Annotated in this window: 27 protein-coding genes and 2 pseudogenes; 25 read left to right on the forward strand and 4 right to left on the reverse strand. The window is 38.7% G+C overall.

What is annotated here, in order from left to right; genetic code table 11:
* Positions 1-18: 18 nt before the first annotated feature.
* The 24 genes and pseudogenes from ACFPOH_RS07240 to ACFPOH_RS07355 all read left to right on the forward strand — a co-directional run.
* The gene (locus tag ACFPOH_RS07240) at positions 19-159 is read left to right on the forward strand and encodes a hypothetical protein (RefSeq protein ID WP_390309252.1); all 141 of its coding nucleotides are present in this window, start codon (positions 19-21) and stop codon (positions 157-159) included.
* A complete protein-coding gene (locus tag ACFPOH_RS07245; protein WP_390309253.1) occupies positions 149-490 on the forward strand; it encodes a phage head-tail connector protein in 342 nt (113 codons plus the stop codon). Before ACFPOH_RS07240 ends, ACFPOH_RS07245 begins: the two co-directional genes overlap by 11 nt.
* A 3-nt stretch (positions 491-493) precedes the next feature.
* Positions 494-1,003 carry a hypothetical protein gene (locus ACFPOH_RS07250; RefSeq protein WP_390309255.1) on the forward strand — a complete coding sequence of 170 codons (510 nt, stop codon included), beginning with the start codon at positions 494-496 and terminating at the stop codon, positions 1,001-1,003.
* Positions 1,000-1,341: a hypothetical protein gene (locus ACFPOH_RS07255; protein WP_390309256.1), complete on the forward strand. Its 342-nt coding sequence runs from the start codon at positions 1,000-1,002 to the stop codon at positions 1,339-1,341. The genes ACFPOH_RS07250 and ACFPOH_RS07255 overlap by 4 nt, the downstream gene beginning before the upstream one ends.
* A complete protein-coding gene (locus ACFPOH_RS07260) occupies positions 1,334-1,804 on the forward strand; it encodes a phage neck terminator protein (RefSeq protein WP_390309257.1) in 471 nt (156 codons plus the stop codon). Before ACFPOH_RS07255 ends, ACFPOH_RS07260 begins: the two co-directional genes overlap by 8 nt.
* A gap of 4 nt (positions 1,805-1,808) precedes the next feature.
* A complete protein-coding gene (locus ACFPOH_RS07265) occupies positions 1,809-2,804 on the forward strand; it encodes a DUF3383 family protein (RefSeq protein WP_390309258.1) in 996 nt (331 codons plus the stop codon).
* 16 nt (positions 2,805-2,820) lie between these two features.
* Positions 2,821-3,213: a phage structural protein gene (locus ACFPOH_RS07270; RefSeq protein ID WP_390309260.1), complete on the forward strand. Its 393-nt coding sequence runs from the start codon at positions 2,821-2,823 to the stop codon at positions 3,211-3,213.
* Positions 3,214-3,309: 96 nt separating this feature from the next.
* Positions 3,310-3,594 carry a hypothetical protein gene (locus tag ACFPOH_RS07275; protein WP_390309261.1) on the forward strand — a complete coding sequence of 95 codons (285 nt, stop codon included), beginning with the start codon at positions 3,310-3,312 and terminating at the stop codon, positions 3,592-3,594.
* Positions 3,595-3,655: 61 nt separating this feature from the next.
* Positions 3,656-3,778: a hypothetical protein gene (locus ACFPOH_RS07280; RefSeq protein ID WP_390309262.1), complete on the forward strand. Its 123-nt coding sequence runs from the start codon at positions 3,656-3,658 to the stop codon at positions 3,776-3,778.
* Positions 3,778-5,739, forward strand: coding sequence for a phage tail tape measure protein (locus ACFPOH_RS07285; protein WP_390309263.1), 1,962 nt, complete (start codon positions 3,778-3,780; stop codon positions 5,737-5,739). Before ACFPOH_RS07280 ends, ACFPOH_RS07285 begins: the two co-directional genes overlap by 1 nt.
* A gap of 1 nt (position 5,740) precedes the next feature.
* On the forward strand, positions 5,741-6,337 hold the full coding sequence (locus ACFPOH_RS07290) for a LysM peptidoglycan-binding domain-containing protein (protein WP_390309264.1): 597 nt from the start codon (positions 5,741-5,743) through the stop codon (positions 6,335-6,337).
* Between the two features lie 6 nt (positions 6,338-6,343).
* Positions 6,344-6,664 (forward strand): phage baseplate plug family protein, encoded by a 321-nt coding sequence (locus ACFPOH_RS07295; protein WP_390309265.1) that lies wholly within the window; start codon positions 6,344-6,346, stop codon positions 6,662-6,664.
* The gene (locus ACFPOH_RS07300) at positions 6,657-7,457 is read left to right on the forward strand and encodes a phage protein (protein ID WP_390309266.1); all 801 of its coding nucleotides are present in this window, start codon (positions 6,657-6,659) and stop codon (positions 7,455-7,457) included. The genes ACFPOH_RS07295 and ACFPOH_RS07300 overlap by 8 nt, the downstream gene beginning before the upstream one ends.
* Positions 7,454-7,831, forward strand: a complete 378-nt coding sequence (locus tag ACFPOH_RS07305) for a Gp138 family membrane-puncturing spike protein (protein WP_390309267.1) — start codon at positions 7,454-7,456, stop codon at positions 7,829-7,831. Before ACFPOH_RS07300 ends, ACFPOH_RS07305 begins: the two co-directional genes overlap by 4 nt.
* Positions 7,831-8,187: a contractile injection system sheath initiator gene (locus ACFPOH_RS07310; protein WP_390309268.1), complete on the forward strand. Its 357-nt coding sequence runs from the start codon at positions 7,831-7,833 to the stop codon at positions 8,185-8,187. The genes ACFPOH_RS07305 and ACFPOH_RS07310 overlap by 1 nt, the downstream gene beginning before the upstream one ends.
* Positions 8,177-9,355, forward strand: a complete 1,179-nt coding sequence (locus tag ACFPOH_RS07315) for a baseplate J/gp47 family protein (protein ID WP_390309269.1) — start codon at positions 8,177-8,179, stop codon at positions 9,353-9,355. The genes ACFPOH_RS07310 and ACFPOH_RS07315 overlap by 11 nt, the downstream gene beginning before the upstream one ends.
* Positions 9,348-9,989 (forward strand): hypothetical protein, encoded by a 642-nt coding sequence (locus tag ACFPOH_RS07320; RefSeq protein ID WP_390309271.1) that lies wholly within the window; start codon positions 9,348-9,350, stop codon positions 9,987-9,989. Before ACFPOH_RS07315 ends, ACFPOH_RS07320 begins: the two co-directional genes overlap by 8 nt.
* A gap of 12 nt (positions 9,990-10,001) precedes the next feature.
* Positions 10,002-10,919 (forward strand): hypothetical protein, encoded by a 918-nt coding sequence (locus ACFPOH_RS07325; protein WP_390309272.1) that lies wholly within the window; start codon positions 10,002-10,004, stop codon positions 10,917-10,919.
* Positions 10,920-10,936: 17 nt separating this feature from the next.
* Entirely contained in the window at positions 10,937-11,341 is a 405-nt protein-coding gene (locus tag ACFPOH_RS07330; RefSeq protein ID WP_390309274.1) for a hypothetical protein, read from the forward strand.
* A 1-nt stretch (position 11,342) separates the two neighbouring features.
* The gene (locus tag ACFPOH_RS07335; RefSeq protein ID WP_390309276.1) at positions 11,343-11,480 is read left to right on the forward strand and encodes a hypothetical protein; all 138 of its coding nucleotides are present in this window, start codon (positions 11,343-11,345) and stop codon (positions 11,478-11,480) included.
* A 111-nt stretch (positions 11,481-11,591) separates the two neighbouring features.
* Positions 11,592-11,891 carry a hypothetical protein gene (locus tag ACFPOH_RS07340; protein WP_390309278.1) on the forward strand — a complete coding sequence of 100 codons (300 nt, stop codon included), beginning with the start codon at positions 11,592-11,594 and terminating at the stop codon, positions 11,889-11,891.
* Between the two features lie 108 nt (positions 11,892-11,999).
* Positions 12,000-12,308 (forward strand): coiled-coil domain-containing protein, encoded by a 309-nt coding sequence (locus tag ACFPOH_RS07345; RefSeq protein WP_390309280.1) that lies wholly within the window; start codon positions 12,000-12,002, stop codon positions 12,306-12,308.
* Positions 12,298-12,576 carry a phage holin gene (locus ACFPOH_RS07350; protein WP_390309282.1) on the forward strand — a complete coding sequence of 93 codons (279 nt, stop codon included), beginning with the start codon at positions 12,298-12,300 and terminating at the stop codon, positions 12,574-12,576. The genes ACFPOH_RS07345 and ACFPOH_RS07350 overlap by 11 nt, the downstream gene beginning before the upstream one ends.
* Before the next feature lie 36 nt (positions 12,577-12,612).
* Positions 12,613-13,188, forward strand: a pseudogene (locus ACFPOH_RS07355) (peptidoglycan recognition protein family protein); the annotation flags it as partial.
* A 195-nt stretch (positions 13,189-13,383) separates the two neighbouring features.
* Here ACFPOH_RS07355 and ACFPOH_RS07360 read toward each other — a convergent pair.
* The 4 genes from ACFPOH_RS07360 to ACFPOH_RS07375 form a co-directional block, all read right to left on the reverse strand.
* Positions 13,384-13,629, reverse strand: coding sequence for a hypothetical protein (locus ACFPOH_RS07360; protein WP_390309284.1), 246 nt, complete (start codon positions 13,627-13,629; stop codon positions 13,384-13,386).
* Between the two features lie 103 nt (positions 13,630-13,732).
* Entirely contained in the window at positions 13,733-13,969 is a 237-nt protein-coding gene (locus tag ACFPOH_RS07365) for a helix-turn-helix domain-containing protein (protein ID WP_390309286.1), read from the reverse strand.
* A complete protein-coding gene (locus ACFPOH_RS07370; protein WP_390309288.1) occupies positions 13,959-14,639 on the reverse strand; it encodes a hypothetical protein in 681 nt (226 codons plus the stop codon). Before ACFPOH_RS07370 ends, ACFPOH_RS07365 begins: the two co-directional genes overlap by 11 nt.
* The gene (locus ACFPOH_RS07375; protein WP_390309290.1) at positions 14,639-15,049 is read right to left on the reverse strand and encodes a hypothetical protein; all 411 of its coding nucleotides are present in this window, start codon (positions 15,047-15,049) and stop codon (positions 14,639-14,641) included. Before ACFPOH_RS07375 ends, ACFPOH_RS07370 begins: the two co-directional genes overlap by 1 nt.
* A 208-nt stretch (positions 15,050-15,257) precedes the next feature.
* On the opposite strand from ACFPOH_RS07375, the pseudogene ACFPOH_RS07380 reads away from it, so the two are divergent.
* Positions 15,258-15,445 (forward strand): annotated as a pseudogene (locus ACFPOH_RS07380) (hypothetical protein); the annotation flags it as partial.

Raw genomic sequence — 15,445 nt, forward strand, 5'->3', positions numbered from 1 at the left:
ATTTTTTGGAGGGATACTATGAAAATCGAAAAAGACGGGAAAGTCATTGAAGCCACAGAAAAGGCCTTCACAGTGGTTTACCAACCGTTAGGATATAAACTTTACGAAAAGCCTAAAACAACTCGTAAAAAGCAAGCAGGTGGCGAAAATGACGCTTGATGAGTTAAAAAGACGATTGCAAATACCTGATGAGGATACTTCCAAAGACGAATACTTACAAGATGTATTGGAAGAAGCTATTGAATGGGTCCAATGTGTATGCAATCAAGACTTTTTAGTCGATGGTGAATTAAAATTGCCATCGGTCGCAAAAAGTGTAATCGCTCAGTATGTAAACTTTGAAATGCAAAATAACGCCGGAATTAAAAGTGAATCCATCGGCGGTATGTCGCAAACGTTCGATAGCGTTGAGGAGCGAAATCAAGCGCTCATTTCCAAATTGAGTTCAGCTGGATTGAGAAAACTACGATTCAAACCGTTGGGAGCGTAAGTAATGGCTAAAATCCGAGTAAATTTCAAAGATAACAATCGCATTCCGGAAATTGTGGCAAACATCTCAAAAACTCGTAACAAGAAAGCTAGAGTCGGTTATATCCGTAATAGCGATATGGCGATGATTGCATCTGTTCATGAATTCGGTTGCCGAATTGAAGTAACAGAAAAGATGCGCAATTATCTAGCGGCGCAAGGCCTTCATTTAAAGAAAGATACTAAATATATCATCATTCCGGAACGCTCTTTCTTGCGAACAGGTGTGGATTTGCATGAAAAATCGGTGTATGAAAAGGCAAAAGAGTTGATCAGCGATGTCATCGAAGGAAACGTTTCTATTGATTTGTTTTATGAGGAATTAGCGAAAGAGCTGCGAGGAAAAATACAGGAATATGCGATTGATTTGGATAATCCAGTCAACCACCCATTCACTATTGAACGTAAAGGCTCTAGTAATCCGTTAGTAGATAGCGGTGGACTAATTGGCTCTATGGAGGTCGAAGTTGAATGAGTATTTACAACTTCGAAAGATTAATCAAAAAATACAGCGGTCCCATCACAGTGCACATCAAAACGGAAGGTCAATGGGTGAACGGGAAATGGGTGGAAGGTGAAGAAAAGACCGAAACACGTTATGCTGCACTCATTCCGTTCGACATCAAAACAATGGCCCAATTAGGTGGTTTAGTGACGAATGCTGATGTACAACTTTATTCTCTCACTCCATTTTCTCACGGCGACAAAATCGAAAAGAATGGGCATAAGTATATCGTTGACACAAGCGCCGATTTCACACAATTTGGCAACTTTTATCGCTATATCGCCAAAGGGGTGAGTTCGTTTGATTAACTACGATGATATTTGGATTCCGTTGCAAACCGGACTTGAAAATTACGTTGGCAAACCGGTTATTCAAGCGGAAACAAATGGTAAACAACCACCGTATCCATTTATCTCAATAAAAGACACGTTAACGGATGATATTGGACACCCCTTTATTCTAACCAATGGTGAGAACCAAACTATCAAGCAAGATATCGAAATGGTTTTATCATTGACGGTCCATGCTGACAAAATTGAAGTATCAAAAGATTTGTGCATGAAGGCCAGAGCTTACTTCTTGGGGAAAGGTGCAATTGAATTATCAGATGCAGGCATCGCTATTGCGGACGTATTGCCGGCCACTAATAGGAATGTTTTTTTAACGATTGACTATGAAAGACGGTATGGTTTCGATGTGCGTCTACGCATCCAAGGTCAAGAAACTTACGGAATTGACGTTATCGAAACAGTAACGATACAGGAGGGATAAATACATGCCTTTACAAGATGTTAAAGTCATTATAGACATTAGAAAACCGTCAGCACTCACTGGATTAGGTACGCCATTGATTTTGGCTGAAGGTACTTCACAAGCTTATAAAGTTTATGCAGATTTAGATGGCGTTGAAAAAGATTTTGGTAATAATACCGATGCATATAAAGCAGCCAAACAAATTTTCAATCAAGGTGATACCCGGCCATCGAAAGTTGCTATTGCTACTTATACGACTGAAAATCCAGCACCTCAAACATTAGAAAAATACTACGACAATGACTGGTACTTCGTATCATTAGCTACAGGCTCCGTCTCCGACTTTATCGCCATTTCCGACGTAGTGGAAAGTAAAGGATTTAAAATAGCTGCACATACAGTGGACAGTGTCGATGATCTAGCAGCGATTGCGGCTAAAAAATATGATCGTACTTTTGTTATGGTCCATGACAAAATTGAACAATATCCACATTTGGCACTAATCGGTGGTCATGGTTCCAAACCAGTTGGTTCCATAACTTATAAATTTAAAAAATTAATTGGTGTAGATCCAGCTCCGTATGACGCAACTACATTACAGCAAATTCATGACTTAAATGGATTTGCTTATGTTACTAAAAACGGGGTAGCTCAAACTTCAGAAGGTACAGCACTTAGCGGAGAATATATCGATGTTATCCAGGGGAAAGACTGGGTGAAAATCAACATGGAAAACGCAGTGTCTAACTTGTTTGTAAGTAACGATAAAATCCCGTTCGATGACACAGGCATTCCACAAATTGAATCAACGGTCATTAATATTTTGGAAATAGCCGGAAAGCGAGGGATTGTAGCAAAAAATGATGCTGGACAATTTTTATATACGGTTACAGCGAAATCTCGCACTGAAACTGATGCGCAAGACCGTGTAGAACGTCATTATAAAGGGTTATCGTTCTCACTCGAATTAGCAGGTGCAATCCACGAAGCGACAATAAAAGGCGAAATGGTAGTTTAAGAAGGAGGTCAGGTAAATGGGAACATATGATGCGCGTAAGGTCGTGACTACAGTCGATGGCGTTATTATCACCGGGTACAGCGATGGATCCATGGTGAAAGCTTCAAAAGATAATGATAATTTTGAGGCAAGTTCATCCGCACAAGGCGATTCAATCATTACAATTAACGGCGATTCGCTTGGAACAATTGAAATAACATTGAACCAAACATCGCCATCCATTTCTTATTTAGATCAGCTGGCAAATGAACGAAAAATCGTGCCGGTTTGGGTGAACTCGAATAATGAAGTAAAAGAGGTTGTCGGCGGCACGCAGGGGATTGTCACTAAGCCAGCTGACAAGGAGTTTGGAAAATCGGCCACGAACCGAACGTACACGATTAAAGTGCTTGACTATACAGTTAAGTAGAAAGGAGGGGCAAGCTTCGGCTTGCTCTTTTAATTTGTTATGAATAAGCGACATATAACAAATCTATTAATACAAAAAGAATGGGAGAGAAGAAAAATGGCGATTAAAAACAAGCAAGAGAAAAAAGAGATTGCGGGGAAAACATGGATTTTCCAACATCCAGGCTTAGAGGCTGTTCTGGATATTCGTGAACGTGCAAAAGATGCAAACGGAAATACATCGGACAAAGAATTATTCAAAGAACTATTGGAACATGTTGTATTTGTTGAAGAAGATGGGGTTCCACGTCGCGTAAACTTTGAATATTTCGAAGAAGAATTTGATTCGGTAAAAGTATTTACTGAAGTTATGAGCGCTGCATCTAAATTTATATTTCGCTAAATTTGACTATTCTCATTATCGACAAAAAGCCGAAAGTCGTTGGCTCATGTGGAGATTAGTAATGGAGAAAGTAATCTCTTACGAAGAAGCAAAAAACATGACACAGCATGAATTATTTGAAGCGAATGCTGCTCTTGATATTCATATCGAAAAAATCAACCAAGCGAAGGAGGCGAGTAAGTAGTGGCATTACGAGATTTATTTGTTGAAATCGGTGTAGATGTTGACGATAACCCGCTGAAAGACCTCGATTCGCTTGTTGATGACATAAAAAACGCATTCGAAAAATTGGATACTGGTGGTTTAGATGACATCGAAAAAGATGTAAAAAGTGCATCAAGAGAATTCGATGAACTTTCAAGAGAAATTCGAAATGCTGATCGTGAAGTTGATAAGCTTGATAACAACGACTTAAACAAACTCGAAAAAGATGTAAAAAAAGCAACCAACGGATTTGAAAATATGAAAAAAGTTATTGCCGGAGTATTCGCAACAATAGCAACTTATGTTGCAGTGGACCGTGCGATTAGTTTTAGTGTTGATGCTATCGAAGCTGCTGCAAGCGCGCAAGCATTAAACGCCCAATTCGAACAAGTCTTTGGCGACATGCAAGGCGAAGCGCAAAAAACACTCGATGAATTAGGTAAGCAATTTGGAATGTTACCAAGCCGACTGCAAGCTCCATATTCCACAATGACATCAATGTTCAAGGGGTTAGGATACGACACGAAAGAAGCTTCAAAAATGGCGGCAGAAGGGATTACATTGGTTGCTGATGCTGCAGCTTTTTATGACATGAGTTTTGAGCAAGCTAATCAGCACCTGAACTCATTTATTAAAGGAAATTACGAAGGCGGCGAAGCTATCGGCTTGTTTGCTAATGAAACACAAATGGCCGCGTTTGCTTCAAAAGAACTGGGAAAAGATTGGAAGAAACTAGACGAAGCAGGAAAACAATTGGTGCGTTTGGAATACGCAAAAGCTATGCAAGAAGCGGCCGGAGCAACCGGGCAAGCTGCTAGGGAATCGGATGGATATGAGAACGTACTCGGTAACTTAAAGCAAGCATGGACCGATTTTAAGGCTGTACTTGGTACAGAAATACTCGACCAAGCTGTTGGTACCATGAAAGAACTGACAAAAACAATCCAAGAAATGGATACAGAACAGTTAGCCGAAGATTTCGGAACACTTGGTGGCTTAGTAATCGATTTAATTGTGCCGGCGTTCGAGGGTTTTATTAATGCAGTAAGCTGGACAAGAGATAATTTAAATTGGTTAATTCCGATTCTAGGTGGTGTAGTAGCAGGGTTTACAGCGTTCCAAATCATTACATTTGTGAATGGTTTAATGCAAGCTTATCAAGCGAGTACGTTTGCATCGACATTGGCGACACAAGGATTTAATGCAGCATTACGCGCTAACCCTATTGGTTTGGTAGTAACACTTATCGGTTTGCTTGTGACTGCAGGTATTGCATTGTATCAAAACTGGGACACCGTTAAAACAAAAACTAGCGAACTATGGAGCAAAATACGAGAAAATCCAATAGGAGCATTTTTAACGCAACCAATTCAAAATGCGATTGATGCCGGGAAATGGTTAATAAAAAACTGGGATGACATCAAATTAGCAGCTGGCGAACTTTGGACAAAAATAAAAGAAAGCCCAATCACTAGTTTTTTAGTCAAACCGGTTAAAAACGCTATTGATGCATTTAAGCAATTAAAAGAGGCTATGGCTAATATCAAAATGCCCGATTGGGTTGGTAAAATCGGAAGCGGTGCTTTATCATTAGCAAAGAAATTAATACCTAGCCATGCTACAGGACTTGGTCGTGTTCCTTACGATGGTTATATCGCCGAACTCCACAAAGATGAAGCGGTTTTAACTGCACAACAAGCTAACGCACTACGACAAGCCGGAATTATAAAAGGAGAAGGTATTGGACCGGAATTGGATTTAAGAGGCGACAGCGGTTCCGCAACATATTCGACTACTAGCACATCATCGGTCAATGCAAATATCCAAATCATTGTACAAGAATCGAAAAATCCAACTAACACAGCAAGAAGTATTACAGAACAATTGGAAGAGTTTTTCGCGGATCTAAACATTATTATCCCGGCGCCAAGGGAGGGGTAATATGGCGATTGAATTAAATGGTACGTCAAAAATTAATGGGTTATTGATACATGTAGAAAATGAGGACACTACTTTTGATGTAGAAATTCCAACTCACAAAGTGGAGAAAGGCATCAATCTATCTGATCATGTGGAACGGCAGCCAATCGTTGTTAAATTATCCGGGTTGTTGGTACGTCCAACCAAAGAACGGGTGGAGAGTTTAATCACAAAACTCCGAAAAATCGAAGAAGAAGGTCGCTTGGTAACTTACGAGGGTCGAAGAATATACACAAACATGCTACTTCATGACTTGAACATACGAGCTGATTCTAGTGTCGTGAACGGTTTCAAATTTAGCTGCACACTAACCGAGGTACGAATTGCTCAATCATCATACGTTCCACCACAAATAAAAGCTGTAACGGCCCCAGTTGCACAGGCAGGGCGTAAACAAACAGTTAATAAAAAGACATCACCGATTTATCATGTTGTTAAACGAGGAGACACATATATAGCTTTAGGAAAAAAATACAACGTGAAATGGCAACAATTGCAAGCTTGGAATGGATATGAACCAACTAAAATTCCAGTTGGTGCAAAATTAAGAGTGGGGTGAGTGTGAATGCTGAAAAGAGAATACATTGAAATAGAAAAATCGCTCATCCCTTATCGTTTTGAAATCGAGTTAGGTGCTGAATTATTTGAAATGGAGATTCACTACAATCAAATCGGGGACTACTTTACGGTCGATTTATACAGAAACGGAGAGGCTCTTGTATATGGTGAAAAAATCATATACGGTGAGCCTCTTTTTAGTGAAATTTATGATACTAGATTTCCAGCACCAACAATTGTACCATTAGACGAATCCAACAAAGAAACTCGTGTTGGTTGGGACAATTTGAATGAAACCGTATTTTTAGTGGTGATGAACGATGAGTAAGTTATTCAAGCGTTATATCGAGGTACTTACTGGTAATTTACGCTTTAATAATACAGACTTAGACATCGAGTTTGATATCCCATTTGATGATGATTTGGAGCCGAATTTAAGTGAAATCGTTATCTACAATCTATCAGAATCGACTCGTAATAAATTAAAACGTGGGCAGACGTTAACAATTAATGCTGGATATGTCGAGGACAAAGGATTGATTTTATCAGGTAGCATCGAGGCAATAACGACAGTCAAAAATGGAGCTGATTTAGCAACAACTATTAAAGTACTTGATTCTGTGCCATACGATGCTACTAAAACTTTACAAAAATCGTATAAAAAGAATATTAAATCTGATGCGGTTATCAGAGACTTGGCACAATCTATCGGTCTCAAGATAGCTGTTTTAAATTTGCCCGATAACAAAGTGATGACCGATGGATATTCAATCGATGGAGAAGTAGTTAAAGCAATTAATGATATAGCTACTGATTGCGGAGCATCGGCATATATATCCCGTGGCCAAATATACGTCCGACCAATCAAAGAAGGAGATAATCATAATTTTATTCTCAAAGCTGACACAGGTCTAATCGGGTCCCCGGAATACTTCGAGGAAGAAAAAAATGGGACAACGATTAAAGGTTATAAAGTGAAATCGCTTTTGCAATACCGAATGAACACAGCTTCAATTATTAAATTGGAATCGCAATTTGTAAAAGCGACTGTGAGGGTTCGGAAAGGTCGTCATTATGCGAGAGGTAATGATTTTTACACAGAAGTGGAGGCGGTATTATGAGTGAAGTGACGGAGTTTTTTGCAAATTTTCGGCGAGGAATTTTGACGAGCATTAATACCGCTATGCCAGCAAAAATACTTAGTTATGATGAAGTGAAATGCACAGCTAAAATACAACCGTTATTTAAAGCGAAAGAAGAAGGAAAAGAACCGGTGAATCTGCCGCCGATTGAAGGCGTTCCCGCTTTAAAACAGAAATACCGTGTGAATGGCGGTGCCGTACAGACATACAAGCCGGTTTACAATGTTGGCGATGTGGTGCTGGTTGTGTTTAGTCAACGAGCGCTTGATGGCGCGAAAAAAGGAAACATTGTTTATCCTGGCACAAATCGAATGTTTAGCATCCATGATGCTGTGATTGTGGGGTTGTTTTAATGAAAACATTGGCGTTAAAAAATGGAGATTTACTTTTTGAAAAAGGCGATTTTGAGATTATTGAAGGTTCCGAAGAAGTGGCGCAATGCATCGCTATTTCGTTAGGCACTAATTTGAAAGAATGGTTCTTGAACGAGGAATTTGGTCTCGATTTTTCAAAAGTACTCGACAAATCGACAGATGATGAGGCTCGGGCAGAAGTATTGCGAGTTTTATCCAAAGAAGAAAGAATCGCAAGTATCGACGAATTAACGATTTCTAATGATTATAAAAATCGAAAGCGAACAATAAAATACACTGTAACTTTAACCGATGGCACCACTTTAAATGAGGAGGTGTCCGTGGGTGCTGGATAAAAACGGATTTAAGCGTAAAACGTATGATGATCTATTAAATGACATGTCTGCGAAGGCAAAAGAATTATTTGGAGCTGATGCAAATGTTAGCGAAAAGTCAGTACTTGGTATTTTAATCCGCATTATGGCATGGTTTTTATCACTCGCTTGGATGGCCATTGAGCAAGTTTACCATGCTGCTTTTAGGAAGTCTGCTGAAGGGGTCCAGTTGGACAAACTATTACCTTTGGCTGGTATAACAAGATTGACAGCAGAATATGCGACAGGTGAAGTCACTTTAACGGGTACACCAGGACATACCGTTCAAAGTGGCTTTTTGGTTTCCAAGGGCGATATTCAATTTGAAACGATTGAAGATGTGACACTTGACGAGAACGGTGAAGGCACCGTAAAAATCATCTGTACTGAAATAGGTCCAATTGGGAATGTTGAAGCAAATACGATTACCGAAATCGTAAATCCAGATGCGAATGTTACTGCTGTAACAAACGAAAAGCCGACAAGCGGTGGCCGAGATAAAGAAACTGACCAGGAAGCACGAGAAAGGGCAGATATTACTGTTGAAGGACTTGGAAGTGGTACAACTGCTGCAATACGTGCTGAATTATTAAAAGTACCGGGGATTCGTGCGGCAAGAGTGCTAGAAAATTACGAAGATGAACCGGACCAATTTGGAACCCCACCAAGATCTATTCACGCTATTGTCTTAGGCGGCGAAGATGAAGAAATCGGGCGAGCAATTTTGAACAAAAAAGGTGCCGGCATACGGCCACATGGTTCTACTTTTGTTTACGTTGATGATTTGAGCGGCGACGTAAAAAAAGTGGGTTTTACACGTGCTTCTGAAGTAAATTTATTTGCTCGTGTAAATGTAAAAGCGGACAATACTTTCCAATCAGATGGAGTTGAGCAAATAAAAAACGCATTGGTGAAGTATATCGGCGGAGCAGATACAAACGGCCAAATGCTTCCAGGACTAAATATGGGCGAAATGGTTTATATCTTCCAAGCTGCCAAAACGATCGCATTAAATGTTCAAGGTATTGTGGATGTTGATTTGGAGTTTAGTAAAGATGGCGCTACTTACAGTAGTGAAAATATTGAAATTGCAATAAATGAAGTTGCTCAAATATCAGCAGACGACATCGAGGTGACTGTCAATGTTTGATGTAAAAAGCATTGTCAGTCGCTTTGCTGATTATTTTGACAAGCGCCCAAATTCTAACATCACTAAACTTATGAAAATTTTTAGCGATGAATTAGAACAACTTTATTCAACGATTAATCGTGTTGACGAATGGCGAGATATTGATAAGGCTGAGGGAGTCGTACTCGATGACATCGGAACTAATATCAACCAGCCAAGAGGGGTTGCTACGGACGATGTTTATCGTATTCTATTAAAGTCCAAAATTGCTCGCAACTTATCGGATGGTAGTATCAATACAATCATTCGAGTTTTAGCAATCGCGTTATCGTGTGATTATAACGAGATAAAAATCATCGAAAAATGGGATGATCCATTAGAACCGGAAGAAGCTGCTATAAAAGTGATGGAATTACCGTTACAAAAACTGAACGAAATAGGATTGGATCCAATAAATTTTGCTAGGTTGGTCCAAAAAACGGTAATTGGCGGTGTAAAAGTAGACGTTATCGAACTTACTGGGACTTTTGAGTTTGGTGATGAAAGTAACGCTATCGACTATGAAAAAGGCTTTGGAGATATAAATGACGACTCAATCGGCGGTTATCTAGGTGCTGCATGGACACCATCTACAGATAAAGAGTTGCCTATATAAAGGAGTGATTAGATGGCAGAACAATTACCAGTGTGGAACAATCCAGGAATAGAGCCCTCTACTGACTTGAAAGTCAATGGCTGGCAACCAGGTCAAAAGCCCTCTGCTCAACATTTTAACTGGCTTTTTAATAGGGCGTATAAATGTTTAGAGGAACTTCAAGGTGATAGTTCTAAAATCACAGAATTAGAACAAACTTTAACAGAATTAGAGCAAACTGTGACTTTAAATGATGAAAAATTTAATGAACACTTGGCAGATACTGCGACAGGAGCGCATAAGGCAAAAAATATTGCAGTTGAAGATCCAGATGGTTTATTCACCGCATCAGACGTTGAAGACGTTTTGAAAGAACTTTTTACAAATGCCGATAACGCTCAAAAAGGTATCGCAAGCGTTGTCGGCTTACCAGCGACAAGTAGCGATACCTTAGAACAACTAATAACACATATTCAAAACGCTAAAAACACGATGGCTACAAACCTTACAGCAAAAGGAATATCAGCGAGTGGAGCAGAAGCATTACAAGCCCTAGCGAATAAAATTGCGAATGTGAATACAGGAAAGAAGTGGGCGAGCGGGACCGCAACTGTTAGTTCAAATACGGAAACCGTTTATTATGTCAGTGGTTCACCTGCAGCAAAAAGAACTGTTACAGTTCCTTATTCTGCAATAGGTTTTATCCCCTCAACTATCATAATGCGTGTTAAAGAACCTAATATAGAATATAGAACCATTTATGAGGCGAATGAAAACGATTCGCTATATCCAAACGCTTGCAAAGATTCAACATACAACAACGGACAATTAACAGCCAGTACGTTTAACATTAAAGCCGATGTTGCACCGTTGTACGTGAATGAAAACGGTTTTAAATTACCTACAAACGCTCCTGGAGGATTACTTGTTGAATGGGTAGCATTTGAATAATGGAAAGGAGTGATTACATGTTTAGACGAGTATATTTTAACAAATTAACAGGCAATAAAATCGCAACATATAGTTTTGATAGAGAAATATCTGTAATTCCGACATTTGAGGAAGATAAAAAAACTTATGATTATTTCAATGGTATAAATGATGAAGTAATAGGGTATTTCGATTTAATGAACGGGGAATATGAACAAGATTTTCGCGAAAGTCAAGGTAATTTTCGAGTAAATGTAGAATTACTTGCATCACTACCAGAAGGAGAGGAATACAAAGCATTAGAGTTTTATTATCCCGACCCGAACGCAACCGAGCCGCAAGAGCCGGTTTATCAAAAGCCGTTATCAGAAGAATTAGAGGAAACCAAAGAAGCGATTGCGGAATTGACATTATTACTAACTACAATGACAGGAGGGGTGTAAGATGGTATTCACTGAAAACAGCGGTCTTGTAAAAGTTTGGGTAAGTCTTGTATTAGCAGGAACTTATACGCTAGATCAAGTGCCTCAATTAAGCAATTTAAAAGATGTAGTGACATCAGTTATTAACAATATGAAGTAATGAACATTTGTCTCAAAGTGTGACATAAATTAAAAACTATTAAAATAGCAAAAATTTATTAAAGGAAAACTCCTCATAACGTCGAATTTTGTTGGCGAAAGGAGGATAAAAATGAAAATAACATTGTCTCAACAAATAAGTCTTGAAGATTTTAGAAAAGGGTTCGTAAATATTTACAAGTATTTCGATTCAGCAGTGATTCCTCATAAGGGCGATTTGATAACCGATTCATTATACAAAGATCCTGATGAACACGAAGTAGTTGAGGTTGTTATAAACTATCAAAATAATGAATGTTTAGTCATACTAGAAATGATAAAATTAGAAAGTAACGATTCTAAAGACTTAAAAAAATTTGTTGATTTAGCAGAATTGCATGGTTGGGAATGTCCAATTAAAGATGTTTTATAAAGATAGCTAGCACTCTCATTAGAGGGTGCTTTTTTATTGCATCCAGTACGAGAATTACACCGTGACGAGCGGTGTTATCGGCGTTATTTTGTGTAAGTAGGTGAGTTTATGACAGTTGAACTTGGATTGTTGTTAACAATTTTTTCTGTAGTTATAGCAACGCTTGGCTATCAAGTTAATAAGCAAAATCAGAAAATGAATCAATTGAAAGAAGCGAAAAGCGAGTCACACCAAGATGCACGTTTACAAGCGCAACTAGAATACATCAGCAAAGGTGTAGATGATATTCGCATTGATTTAAAAGCTAATGAAAAGCAAATGGCAGTATTTAACGAACGTTTAACGCGAGTTGAGGAATCGTCAAAACAAGCACATAAAAGAATCGATAAAATGGAGGTATTTATCAATGAAAATTAACTGGAAAGTACGCTTTAGTAAAGATAATTTAACGTTTATCATCCGTTTTATTGGAGCCTTGCTAATTCCAGTGCTTGGTTATCTGGGAATAAAATATGAAGATATTAACAGCTGGGAAAAATTATTAGATGTGTTAATAGGATTCATCTCTAATCCATATTTAATAGGATTAACAATTGTAAATGCAATCAATTTAATTCCAGATCCAACAACTCGCGGGTTATCAGATAGCAAACGCGCTTTAACATACGAAAAACCGGGTGAGTAATCACTCGGTTTTTAATTTATGAAAGGAGAGATGGTAATGGTCCAAATCAAACAAAATTTAGTTCCAGCTAGCAAATACTCTATCAAATGTCCTCACACAATGAATCCTGAATATATCACAGTTCACAATACCGCAAATGATGCATCAGCAGCAAATGAAATTGCATATATGATCAGAAATGACAATCAAGTATCATTTCATTTTGCAGTCGATGATATAGAAGCTGTTCAAGGAATTCCGCTGAACCGGAATGCATGGGCAGCTGGTGATGGCGGAAACGGACCGGGTAACCGTAAATCTATTCATGTTGAAATATGTTATTCAAAATCTGGTGGAGAACGGTACCAAAAGGCTGAAGCTAATGCCATCAAGTTGATTGCTCAACTATTAAAAGGACGCGGTTGGGGAATTGATCGTTTGAAGAAACATCAAGATTGGAGTGGCAAGTATTGTCCTCATCGTATTTTAGCAGAAGGACGCTGGGAAGAATTCAAAAAAGCTGTTGAACGTGAATTGAATACTGTTTCAATAGCGAAAAAAGACGACATCACAGGACATTGGGCAGAACAAAGCATTAGAAAAGCAATGAAAGCAGGAATCATCAAAGGTCATAGTGATGGTCGATTTGGTCCAGATGAACCTGTCACAAGAGCACAATTAGCAGTAATCCTTGACCGTTTAGAATTGTTGAAATAACTATTCCCCTGCCGTTTGGCGGGGGATTTTTTGTTTTGAATATAAAAACCGCCTTCCGTTTGGAGGGCGGTTTTTAATTTGTGGAGGGGACTAAGCCCCTCATTTTTACTATTACAGTTCATCAGACCATACTTGATAAAATCCAAAATCACCAAAATCTCTTAACACTTCATCTTCATCGCCTGCTGGGACTGGGCACCAATAAGAAGTTGTAATAACTTCACCGTCTTGCTCGATTGTAACGTTTTCTTGTGTGTACGCCATTCCATCCTCTGCGATTCTTTTGGCTTCTTGTAGATCCTCAACCTCCACCTCTTGAATTACTCCAGTGTGATAATCAATCGTAAATTTTTCCATTTTCCATTCCTCCTGATTTTTTAATATTTTTTCTGCGTTCCCCTGTTGTTACTTTTATTATACATCATATTTTATGTGTTGTAAACATAAATTTTGATGTTTTTTAATTTTTTTCTGGCTCTGGACCGTACCATTTTTGCATAGCTTGTTTAGAGATGATCCAATCGCCATATTTAGCGTCCGGCGCTTTAAAATATTTTATCAGCCCGCACTCGATTTCTTCTAAAACCACGGGGCGACGTTTAGCATTGAGGCGTTCGCGGAGTGTCCGCAATTCGACACCCCAGCGCCATGCTGCCTCTTTAACAGTCATGTAATCATCAATTAATTTATTCGTCATGTCGTTTTTCCTCCTTTAATTTATTAATGTATGGTTTATGATAAACTTCTTCTGCTTTTTTGCGTGCTTGTTCAGCTTCTTCAAGCGTTTCAAAAGTGCCCAGATGTATTGTTTTCCCTTTTATAGTGATGTGTGCTTTATATCTCTTTTCGCCGCTTTTTAAAGTGATGATACTAACACCTTTTACGCCGGATCTATTATCGCTTCTAGCTTTTCGAGTGAGATATGGGACGACAACACCGTCGATAGTTAACTCTTCGTGCAAAGTTTGTTGCACAGCTTTTCCAGCTTCAACTCTTGCGCATCCACATGATGTCGTTTCACCGCTAAGCAATTTATCACTTTGTACCTCTGTGGTGTTTCCGCATTCGCATTTGCATAGCCAAACAGCTTTTCTGTTTTTGGCAGTACCTAAACGCTTAACTACCTTCAACTTACCGAACTTTTTACCAGTTAAGTCAGCTGTGTTTGATTTAGACGTTTTTTCACGTTGGACACATCCACATGATGTTGTGTGTCCGTTTCTCAAATTCGGTTGAGTGACAATCGTTTCGTTCCCACATTCGCATCTACATAACCATTTTCGAGTGTATCCTTTACGTGCCACTTCCTCTATGACAGTTAAGCGGCCGTATTTTTGTCCGGTTAAGTCTAATATTTTTCTCCCCATTACGCAGTCACAACTCCGTTCGCATTGTATTCTTCGACGATACGTTTAATTTCATCCACAGTTTTGTGGTAGCATTTTACATCAAAATCCCATTTTGTAATTTTAAAAGTTTCTTTTGATAATTGTAAGTAACCATTCCAACCGTTAAGGTTAAAGTAAATACGGAAGAAGTCTCTCGGTTTTGCCCAAACACGAGCAGAGCGGTCAAAACCGTTGGAATCAGTATTCATAAATTGGAATAAAGCGTATGCTGTTTCTTCGCAATGAGTTACAACTTCAACGATTTGTGCGTTTTTAAATTCAGCCCAAGCCAATTTCAAAGCTTCTGCGATATATTCAATTGCTTTACCACCAAACTTCACAACTGCTTCTTTAGCGATTTCCCAAGCTCTTTTCATTATTGCTCTCATTTTGAATTCCTCCCGTCCCTTATTTCTAATTTAATTATACATCATATTTGTTGTGTTGTAAACATAAATTTTGATGTTTTTTAAATTTTTTTCTAAAAATAAAAAAGCCGCTGCTCAATCGCAACGACTTCCTGCTATGAATAAAAACTTAAAAATATTTTTGTAATCTGTTATAATTAACCAAAAATAACAATTCAGGAGGATTTTTATGAAAAAACCATTTTATAAGCGTTGGTGGTTTATTGCGCTTGTCATCGTTTTTGTGATCGCTCTTATCGGTTCTTTATCCGGAGGCGACGAAAAGGAAGTGGCGGATGATGCGGATAACGCTTCAGCCCCTGCGGAAGATAAGAATGCCGTTGAGGAGGAGAATAAGGAAACGGATGTAGCTGATGA

Origin of the sequence: Ureibacillus suwonensis, from assembly GCF_042655065.1 — a bacterium.
GTDB lineage: Bacteria > Bacillota > Bacilli > Bacillales_A > Planococcaceae > Ureibacillus > Ureibacillus suwonensis.

Excerpts from the sequence above, each read along its gene's own strand:
- ACFPOH_RS07240 (WP_390309252.1), top strand. The coding sequence starts at position 19 with ATGAAAATCGAAAAAGACGGGAAAGTCATTGAAGCCACAGAAAAGGCC.
- ACFPOH_RS07245 (WP_390309253.1), top strand. The coding sequence starts at position 149 with ATGACGCTTGATGAGTTAAAAAGACGATTGCAAATACCTGATGAGGAT.
- ACFPOH_RS07250 (WP_390309255.1), top strand. The coding sequence starts at position 494 with ATGGCTAAAATCCGAGTAAATTTCAAAGATAACAATCGCATTCCGGAA.
- ACFPOH_RS07255 (WP_390309256.1), top strand. The coding sequence starts at position 1,000 with ATGAGTATTTACAACTTCGAAAGATTAATCAAAAAATACAGCGGTCCC.
- ACFPOH_RS07265 (WP_390309258.1), top strand. The coding sequence starts at position 1,809 with ATGCCTTTACAAGATGTTAAAGTCATTATAGACATTAGAAAACCGTCA.
- ACFPOH_RS07270 (WP_390309260.1), top strand. The coding sequence starts at position 2,821 with ATGGGAACATATGATGCGCGTAAGGTCGTGACTACAGTCGATGGCGTT.
- ACFPOH_RS07275 (WP_390309261.1), top strand. The coding sequence starts at position 3,310 with ATGGCGATTAAAAACAAGCAAGAGAAAAAAGAGATTGCGGGGAAAACA.
- ACFPOH_RS07280 (WP_390309262.1), top strand. The coding sequence starts at position 3,656 with ATGGAGAAAGTAATCTCTTACGAAGAAGCAAAAAACATGACACAGCAT.
- ACFPOH_RS07290 (WP_390309264.1), top strand. The coding sequence starts at position 5,741 with ATGGCGATTGAATTAAATGGTACGTCAAAAATTAATGGGTTATTGATA.
- ACFPOH_RS07295 (WP_390309265.1), top strand. The coding sequence starts at position 6,344 with ATGCTGAAAAGAGAATACATTGAAATAGAAAAATCGCTCATCCCTTAT.
- ACFPOH_RS07300 (WP_390309266.1), top strand. The coding sequence starts at position 6,657 with ATGAGTAAGTTATTCAAGCGTTATATCGAGGTACTTACTGGTAATTTA.
- ACFPOH_RS07305 (WP_390309267.1), top strand. The coding sequence starts at position 7,454 with ATGAGTGAAGTGACGGAGTTTTTTGCAAATTTTCGGCGAGGAATTTTG.
- ACFPOH_RS07310 (WP_390309268.1), top strand. The coding sequence starts at position 7,831 with ATGAAAACATTGGCGTTAAAAAATGGAGATTTACTTTTTGAAAAAGGC.
- ACFPOH_RS07320 (WP_390309271.1), top strand. The coding sequence starts at position 9,348 with ATGTTTGATGTAAAAAGCATTGTCAGTCGCTTTGCTGATTATTTTGAC.
- ACFPOH_RS07325 (WP_390309272.1), top strand. The coding sequence starts at position 10,002 with ATGGCAGAACAATTACCAGTGTGGAACAATCCAGGAATAGAGCCCTCT.
- ACFPOH_RS07330 (WP_390309274.1), top strand. The coding sequence starts at position 10,937 with ATGTTTAGACGAGTATATTTTAACAAATTAACAGGCAATAAAATCGCA.
- ACFPOH_RS07335 (WP_390309276.1), top strand. The coding sequence starts at position 11,343 with ATGGTATTCACTGAAAACAGCGGTCTTGTAAAAGTTTGGGTAAGTCTT.
- ACFPOH_RS07340 (WP_390309278.1), top strand. The coding sequence starts at position 11,592 with ATGAAAATAACATTGTCTCAACAAATAAGTCTTGAAGATTTTAGAAAA.
- ACFPOH_RS07345 (WP_390309280.1), top strand. The coding sequence starts at position 12,000 with ATGACAGTTGAACTTGGATTGTTGTTAACAATTTTTTCTGTAGTTATA.
- ACFPOH_RS07350 (WP_390309282.1), top strand. The coding sequence starts at position 12,298 with ATGAAAATTAACTGGAAAGTACGCTTTAGTAAAGATAATTTAACGTTT.
- ACFPOH_RS07360 (WP_390309284.1), bottom strand. The coding sequence starts at position 13,629 with ATGGAAAAATTTACGATTGATTATCACACTGGAGTAATTCAAGAGGTG.
- ACFPOH_RS07365 (WP_390309286.1), bottom strand. The coding sequence starts at position 13,969 with ATGACGAATAAATTAATTGATGATTACATGACTGTTAAAGAGGCAGCA.
- ACFPOH_RS07370 (WP_390309288.1), bottom strand. The coding sequence starts at position 14,639 with ATGGGGAGAAAAATATTAGACTTAACCGGACAAAAATACGGCCGCTTA.
- ACFPOH_RS07375 (WP_390309290.1), bottom strand. The coding sequence starts at position 15,049 with ATGAGAGCAATAATGAAAAGAGCTTGGGAAATCGCTAAAGAAGCAGTT.